We start from the raw sequence: 833 nt of genomic DNA, 5'->3' as shown, positions 1-833 counted from the left end.
TTAGCAAAACTATGTTACGAGCTAGGATTCAATGCAATTTTAGCCCAATTAGTTGCGCCTGCTGATGTAGCAGATGGACAGAAGTTAAAAGCCGTTCTGAAAAACATCCTAAATACATTTCTCGTAACGATTATGATTTTTATATCCATGAAGGTGTATTTAATGGGAACCGTTTTTATTAGCGATAAGCTAGAAGGTATTCCATATCTTATCGCATTGATTGCCTTTAGTATTGCGGTCGTAGATGGCCCGATCATGTGTGAACGTCTCTTCGGCATCGATGCCGGACTCAAAAGTGGTTGGGGTGCTCTCGCAGGAGGGTTTGCAATGGCAAAAGGTCTTGAAAGTGGCATAAACATGATGGGCAGAACAGCAAAAGGAGGAGCCAACCTTGCCAAAGGGATTGGTAATGTAGGAAAAGGTCTTGGGAGTGGTGCTCTTCAAACAGCAGCAGGAGTTGGAGGTCTTGGAAAAGGTTTAGCTACACAAGGAAATAAAGAAAAACAGCCAGCTCTGCATGAAGAAATGAAAAAGGCAGGAATGCCAGGTGAAAAAGGAAACGCTGCTTCTAAAGGTCAAAACGCAGGCAATGAGCAAAAGGACCGACAACAAGGGTTATCTTCTACTGAAAAACAAGAAGGAGGTAAAAATACTGAAGGGAATGCTTCAGAAGGAAAAGGAGCAAGTCAAGGCAGCTCTTTACAAGATGAGATGCAAGCAGCAGGTGTTTCCAATGATAGTCAGGGGTCAACTTCCTCTGTAGAGGGTGGAAGTGCTTCTTTATATGATGAAATGCAAGCTTCTGGTTACGCTGAAAGTACAAATGAAGGTAC

Annotated in this window: 1 protein-coding gene; it reads left to right on the top strand. The window is 42.9% G+C overall.

The features are described 5' to 3' along the window. A partial coding sequence (locus ACH0CI_RS28220) for a pLS20_p028 family conjugation system transmembrane protein (RefSeq protein WP_406902662.1) occupies window positions 1-833 on the top strand: 833 nt, incomplete at both ends.

Origin of the sequence: Priestia sp. 179-F W1.4 NHS (genome assembly GCF_045369295.1) — a bacterium.
In the GTDB taxonomy this organism is placed as follows: Bacteria; Bacillota; Bacilli; order Bacillales; family Bacillaceae_H; genus Priestia; species Priestia zanthoxyli.
This window is presented reverse-complemented; position numbering and strand designations above follow the sequence as displayed.